Here is a 5,532-nt window from a genome sequence, read left to right on the forward strand (position 1 = left end):
GTTACATTCCGAACCCGGAAGCTAAGCCTTTCAGCGCCGATGGTACTGCAGGGGGGACCCTGTGGGAGAGTAGGACGCCGCCGAACAATCATTGTGGGAAAGCCCCGCACCTTATGGTGCGGGGCTTTTCTGCGTTCAGGGGGCTTCTGGCAGGGCCGCTCGGTATCGTGGCCAGCGTTCCCCTGGAGGCACGATGACAGCACAGCACCTCGAAGACGAGGGTCCGCTCATCCCCCAGCCGGCCATGACGCGCGAAGCCCTGCGGGACGCAGTGCGCCGGATCGACATGCCGCACCTCGCCGAGTTCGACAGGGAGTGCCATGCGGCGTTCGACCGCGCCGCCGAGACGGGCGCCATCAACCCGCTCCGCTTCTTCCTGATCAAGTGGGCGACGCACGTGGCCATCCACCGTTGGCCCGCTCGCTCGGCAGCGCTGCTCGAGGCCGAACGCACCGCCGGCAACCCGGACGCCACAGAAGCGGAGTTCCGGGCAGCCATGGAGACGAGCAGCCGCATCCTCGCCGAGGCCCAGCGCGAGATCGGTCAGTGAGCGCGCGGGGCGAAGGAGTGGAGAACGACGGCGGCTGGGCATGGGAATGCGATCCCAGCCGCCAGTGGGTGCTCGGCGACATGGCCGCCGTGCACCAGAGAACCGTCGGCGCCGTGATGGACGGCCTGGTGGACCTGGCGTCCATGGGCATCGACCCCAAGGACGGCAGTCTCTACGAAGACCCCAGCCCCATGCGGCTGCGTACGTACGAGGACGAGCACCTGATGCTCTGGTACCAGACGATCCCTCACCGCAACCGCGTCTACCTGAAGCGGGTCAACCTCTGATCACCGGGTGACCGAGTCCGCCACTACTCAGTCCGCGGCCGGTGGGCAACTCGCCCGGCAGGCCATGGCCCCATGCACGGGGCCGGGTCGAGAAGGCGGCCCCCCTCGTGGCTGAGGCCGGTGACCGTACGGATCGCACGGACCACCTCCATCTTCCGGTCTCCTGCGGCGGAGACCGACCTGGCTTCCTCAAGGGGGTGGCGGCGGACGGCCACAGCCACCCCTTGGGACCGGATCAGCCGGCATCAGAGTTCTGGTGCCCCGAAGGCGACAAGAGCGTCGTGGCCGGGACGTGTCTTCGGTCCGGCCAGGTCAACCCACCGCGTCGACCTGAGTCCTGTCCGTACGAGCTCCAGGCCAAGGGCGACGACCGCGCCGGGGCAGCCGCCTCGGCGGCAGTTGATCGACGGCATACGCTTCCGGGTCCGGACCGGTGTTCCGTGGAGGGACGTGCCCGTCGGGCAAGGTCAGAAGATTGATGGCGCCCCTGTCCGCTGGCGGTCGCCAACGTGTCGTATCGCTGTGTCAACAGGTGGCGACGGCCAAGCTGACCACGTAGTGCTCCTCGACCATCCGGTTCGGGAAGGCCTCGGCCAGGAGGTCGCGCTCCTTGGCGATAAAGGTGTTCGTCCCGTCCTTGCCGAGGACGAGGAAGTCGGAGTAGCTGGCGAGGTTGGCGAGATGCATGTCGAGAGGAACGCTCCGGGTCCACGGCACGTGCCGGTGGACGAAGCCGAGCTCGGCCGGCAGCCCCCGGAACCTGGCCATGGGGTCGTGAGGGCCGTCGTCGGCACCGAAGAGTCGGCGCAAGCGCGCGTCCTGGTCGGCAATCCACGGAACGGCGCTGTCCGAGTCGTTCCACCAGAGGGCGAGTGCACCACCGGTACGCAGGACCCGGAGCGCTTCCGGGACGGATTTGCGCTGGTCGGTCCAGTGCCAGGCTTGGGCATATGTGAGGACGTCGATGGAGGCGGAGGCCAGCGGCAGGTTGTTGCCGTCCCCGATCACAAGGGGGACATCGGGCAGGCTGATGCGGAACTGCGAGGCCATCCCCACGCCGGGCTCGACAGCAATGACGTTCGCACCGCGGTCCTGGAGAAGCCTCGTCGCCAGTCCGGTGCCAGCCCCGATGTCGGCGACGCGGGCGCCTTCCAAGGGGAAGGCAGTGAGTTCCTCGACCGCCTCGAGTAACTCGGACGGGTATGAAGGACGGTTCGCAGCGTAGCTGGCGGCAGCCGTGTCGAACGAGCGAGCCTGCGAAGTGATGTTCATACGAACATTGTTGACGGCCGCAGGTGCTTGGAGCCTTACTTGTGCCCTTTCCTCCGGCAGCCAGTAGTCACCGGCGGCGCCGGAGGTCAGCTGGCCGCGGTAGGTCATCTGGTCCTTCATCGCCCGGTCGGCGATGTCGGAGAACTCGTTCCTGATCGACGGAAGCCGGGACGGTGGGTCTGCTGCACGAACGCTTCGGCCGGGGCCTTACCCGACTCGACGAGGATCTGCGGCTTCCGGTCCGACACATAGCGCCGGACCATCGGCGCGTCCAGATCTGTCTGGAGCATCCCGTCGATCACCAGCTTGTACGGATCCAGCCCGGTCGGCCGGGGCGGCAGGCGCTTCCCCGGCTCCGGCCAGACCGAGTAGATCCGGGCGCCTCCCAAACCAGTGAGCAACGGGCATCACAACCCGGGCTCTGGGACAACGCCTGTGGCACTTGTACCTACCCAGCTCCCCGAGCGGTCGGCTGCTGCATGATCTCGGTCATGGACTCACAGGTGATAGCCGTGGTCATCGCAAGCCCCACCGCACTGGTGGCTTCCTTCGCGGCCTACATGGCAGGACGTCACCAAGGCCACGGAGCTCACCGCGGCCCCATAGACGCAGTCCGCAGACAGCACCAGCGGGACGCCTACGCCGCCTTCCTGCAGGCTGCGGAATCTTACGCATACGGGACACGACGCACCGTGACGCTCGCCCAGGCTCGTACCGAACTGACCAACAACGGGGCCGCCAACGACCGTGCGGGCGTGGAAGCGCACGCCGTTGTACTGCGGGCCGAGGCCGCAGAGAGGGATGACGCCCTGCGTGCGACACTCCCCGTCGTCCAGCTCGAAGGGCCCGAGCACGTCGCTGACCTCGCCCGGGAAGTTGCCAGCGCGGCTTTTCAGATTCGGCTCGCTGCTCGGCAGAGGGACTACTCCGATGCTGCCTCCGTACAGGCGGCCCGCGAGGAGCACCATCACCTCACCACGGCTATCGCCGCGTACGTGACCGCAGCCCGTGCTCACCTGAACGGTGACAGCACAGGACGCTGAGTGTGCCGTGCAGCCGCTCCACAGAAGTTGAGCCAGAACCACAACCCGTGAACAAAGCCAGTCAGAAGCCCATGTCCATCGTGGTGACGGCTGGGCACCGCGCGGTCGCCACGCGATACGACTGTGAGGATGTTGGGGTGCCGCTTCGGGCGGTGGCCTGACTCGCGATACGACTGGCCCTGGTGCCTTGAGTTTGACCTTCGCGACACGCACCGTCACGGTCTTGACCGCCCCCGGCCCGGCGACGGCCACCGGTTCCCGAGGCGGTCAGGAGACAGGCGACCTTGACCAGCATCAGGCTGTCCACCGCCCCATGTCACGTTCCGGCGGACGCCGAGGACGTCCTGCTCGGCGTGGACACCCACGAGACGTCCACGCCGCAGCCGTCATCACGGTGCTCGGCGCCGCCCTGGAGGGTCGCAGCGTTCCCGCGACCGCCGACGGCTACCGGCAACTCCTCGACTGGGAACGGTCATTCGGCGTCATGCGGCGGGCCGGAATCGAGTGCACCGGCTCTTACGGAGCCGGCCTGACCCGTCACCTGCGCGCCGAGGGCATCGAGGTGGCTCTCCGCGAGTCGCTCGCCGGGCTGAGCAACCCGCACCTGTTCAAGCGGTGCGCCGACCTCGATCCCCAGCACGCGAGGGGGCCGGCCGGGGCCGCTCGTCACACCCTTGAGGCTCTGGCCCGCCGCATCCGGCACCTGACCGAGCAGATCGACGATCTCAGCAAGCGGATGGCCGAGGCCGTCGAAGTCAGCACGCCCGGCCTGCTGGAAGTCCGCGGAGTCGGCCCGGACAGCGCCGCCGCCCTCCTCATCTCGGCCGGAGGCAACCCCGAGCGACTCGCCAGCGAGGCGTCCTTCGCAGCCTTATGCGGCACCAGCCCAGTCGAGGCTTCCTCCGGGAAGGCACAGCGCCGCCGACAGAACCGCGGCGGTGACCGCCAGGCGGATGCCGCCCTCTACCGGATCGTCCTCAGCCTCTGCGCTGGGACGACTGCACCCGCGACTACCTGCAACGACGTCTGACCGAGGGCGAGACACGCCGCGAGATCATCCGCTGCCTCAAACGCTACGCGGCACGAGAGATCTACCGGCTCCATAGGGGCATCAAGCTCACGGTGCGGTACGAGGCGACCGTCCTCGTTGCTGCCGTCAACCTGTGGCTGTGACCCTCGGCCCTCACGCGGTGGGATCTACGTTCCACGTCGCAGGCAGATCGCTGCCGCAGAAGACGCAGACGAAGTCGTCCTCGCGCACGATGTTGTGCTCCTGGCAGCCAGTGCACCGTCGGAACACCACCTCATGGGTGAAGCCGGAGGGCCGCCCTAGCCCTACGTCGTCCAGAGCACGAGCGACTGCCGACCAGGAGCTGATGTCCGGGCAGTACCCGGTGGACTGGTTGCTGACCTCGCCCACGGACCACCGGCCCGCCTCGCGCATGAAGCTGATCTCGCCGGCACTCAGAACCATTGCTCCGCCGGCACAGGCCACGTGCTCACTTCGCCGCGGCGCCAGCCGAAGCACACCGTCCGTGCCGACCACGAAGGTGAACGGCTCGGCCAGCTCCGTCACCGATCGCTCTGCGATCCAGCGGTCGAAGTGGGTCGCCGAGCTGATCCGGCACCCGCCACTACCAGGCCGGACCGCAGTCTTCAGCTCGACCGGTCCGACATACCGGTAACTCCGCCCCCGCACACTCACGTCAGTCAACGTAAAGCATTTCCGACACACGCCTTGGATCCCGGCCGGCTTCGAGAGCAGGTGCTGGGGTGGAAGCGGCCGACGCGCCAGGCCGCACAGGGGCCTCCATGCTGGGCAGCCGTTTGTCGAAGGTCGCTTCCCGGTCGGGGTGCCGGCGTGCGGGTGCTACGTCCAGGCTCAGGAGGACGTTGACGTCGTCGGTGGCTGTCTGCTCACGATCTCGTCCAGCACTGGCACTCCGGCTCGAGGGGCCGGTGCTGAAGCCCCCTGGCTTCCTTCGGTCGGCCGCGAGCCACGGTGAAGACGCTGGTCATGGCCGCTGCGGGTGCTCGTTTTGACACCCCGGAGGGCCAGTTGTAGGGTTGAGCGGTTGCCTGGAACTGGTCAAGTTCGGTAGCCACCCAGCAAGACCCCGCGCACCCCGGAATCGAATTCTGCGGGTGCACACTCGACTCCTCATCCAGGAATCTGAAGCCGGGAAATCCGGTGGAAAACTTCTGATAGAGTCGGACTCGCCGGAAAGGGAAACGCGAAAGCGAAGACCTGGAAAGCGAACCCCGCTTCGACCGGGAATCGGACACGAAAGAGTCTGATAGAGTCGGAAACGAAGAACGAAGCCCGGAGGAAAGCCCGAGAGGGTGAGTACAAAGGAAGCGTCCGTTCCTTGAGAACTCA

General features: G+C 67.2%; 5 protein-coding genes, 1 rRNA gene and 2 pseudogenes. 6 read left to right on the forward strand and 2 right to left on the reverse strand.

Annotation, left to right across the window (positions count from 1 at the left end; genetic code table 11):
• The 4 genes and pseudogenes from rrf to ACZ5WG_RS40695 all read left to right on the forward strand — a co-directional run.
• A 5S ribosomal RNA gene (gene rrf / locus ACZ5WG_RS40680) occupies window positions 1-86 on the forward strand; the annotation flags it as partial.
• Window positions 87-193: 107 nt separating this feature from the next.
• Complete coding sequence (locus tag ACZ5WG_RS40685) at window positions 194-550, forward strand: DUF6247 family protein (RefSeq protein WP_468729687.1); 357 nt, start codon at window positions 194-196, stop codon at window positions 548-550.
• Window positions 547-837 (forward strand): hypothetical protein, encoded by a 291-nt coding sequence (locus ACZ5WG_RS40690; protein WP_468729688.1) that lies wholly within the window; start codon window positions 547-549, stop codon window positions 835-837. Before ACZ5WG_RS40685 ends, ACZ5WG_RS40690 begins: the two co-directional genes overlap by 4 nt.
• 330 nt (window positions 838-1,167) lie before the next feature.
• Window positions 1,168-1,305: pseudogene (locus ACZ5WG_RS40695) on the forward strand (transposase); the annotation flags it as partial.
• A gap of 57 nt (window positions 1,306-1,362) precedes the next feature.
• Here the strand turns inward: ACZ5WG_RS40695 and ACZ5WG_RS40700 are convergent.
• Window positions 1,363-2,109 (reverse strand): class I SAM-dependent methyltransferase, encoded by a 747-nt coding sequence (locus ACZ5WG_RS40700; protein WP_468729691.1) that lies wholly within the window; start codon window positions 2,107-2,109, stop codon window positions 1,363-1,365.
• A 491-nt stretch (window positions 2,110-2,600) separates the two neighbouring features.
• Between ACZ5WG_RS40700 and ACZ5WG_RS40705 the strand changes: the two genes are divergently transcribed.
• On the forward strand, window positions 2,601-3,152 hold the full coding sequence (locus tag ACZ5WG_RS40705; protein ID WP_468729689.1) for a hypothetical protein: 552 nt from the start codon (window positions 2,601-2,603) through the stop codon (window positions 3,150-3,152).
• 284 nt (window positions 3,153-3,436) lie between these two features.
• Window positions 3,437-4,325, forward strand: a pseudogene (locus ACZ5WG_RS40710) (transposase).
• 10 nt (window positions 4,326-4,335) lie between these two features.
• On the opposite strand, the gene ACZ5WG_RS40715 reads toward ACZ5WG_RS40710, so the two are convergent.
• Window positions 4,336-4,857: a hypothetical protein gene (locus tag ACZ5WG_RS40715; RefSeq protein ID WP_468729690.1), complete on the reverse strand. Its 522-nt coding sequence runs from the start codon at window positions 4,855-4,857 to the stop codon at window positions 4,336-4,338.
• Window positions 4,858-5,532: the final 675 nt, after the last annotated feature.

It is taken from the genome of Streptomyces sp. NPDC032745 (assembly GCF_055579465.1).

Coding starts and splice junctions, on each gene's coding strand:
- ACZ5WG_RS40685 (WP_468729687.1), top strand. CDS start 194: ATGACAGCACAGCACCTCGAAGACGAGGGTCCGCTCATCCCCCAGCCG.
- ACZ5WG_RS40700 (WP_468729691.1), bottom strand. CDS start 2,109: ATGAACATCACTTCGCAGGCTCGCTCGTTCGACACGGCTGCCGCCAGC.
- ACZ5WG_RS40705 (WP_468729689.1), top strand. CDS start 2,601: ATGGACTCACAGGTGATAGCCGTGGTCATCGCAAGCCCCACCGCACTG.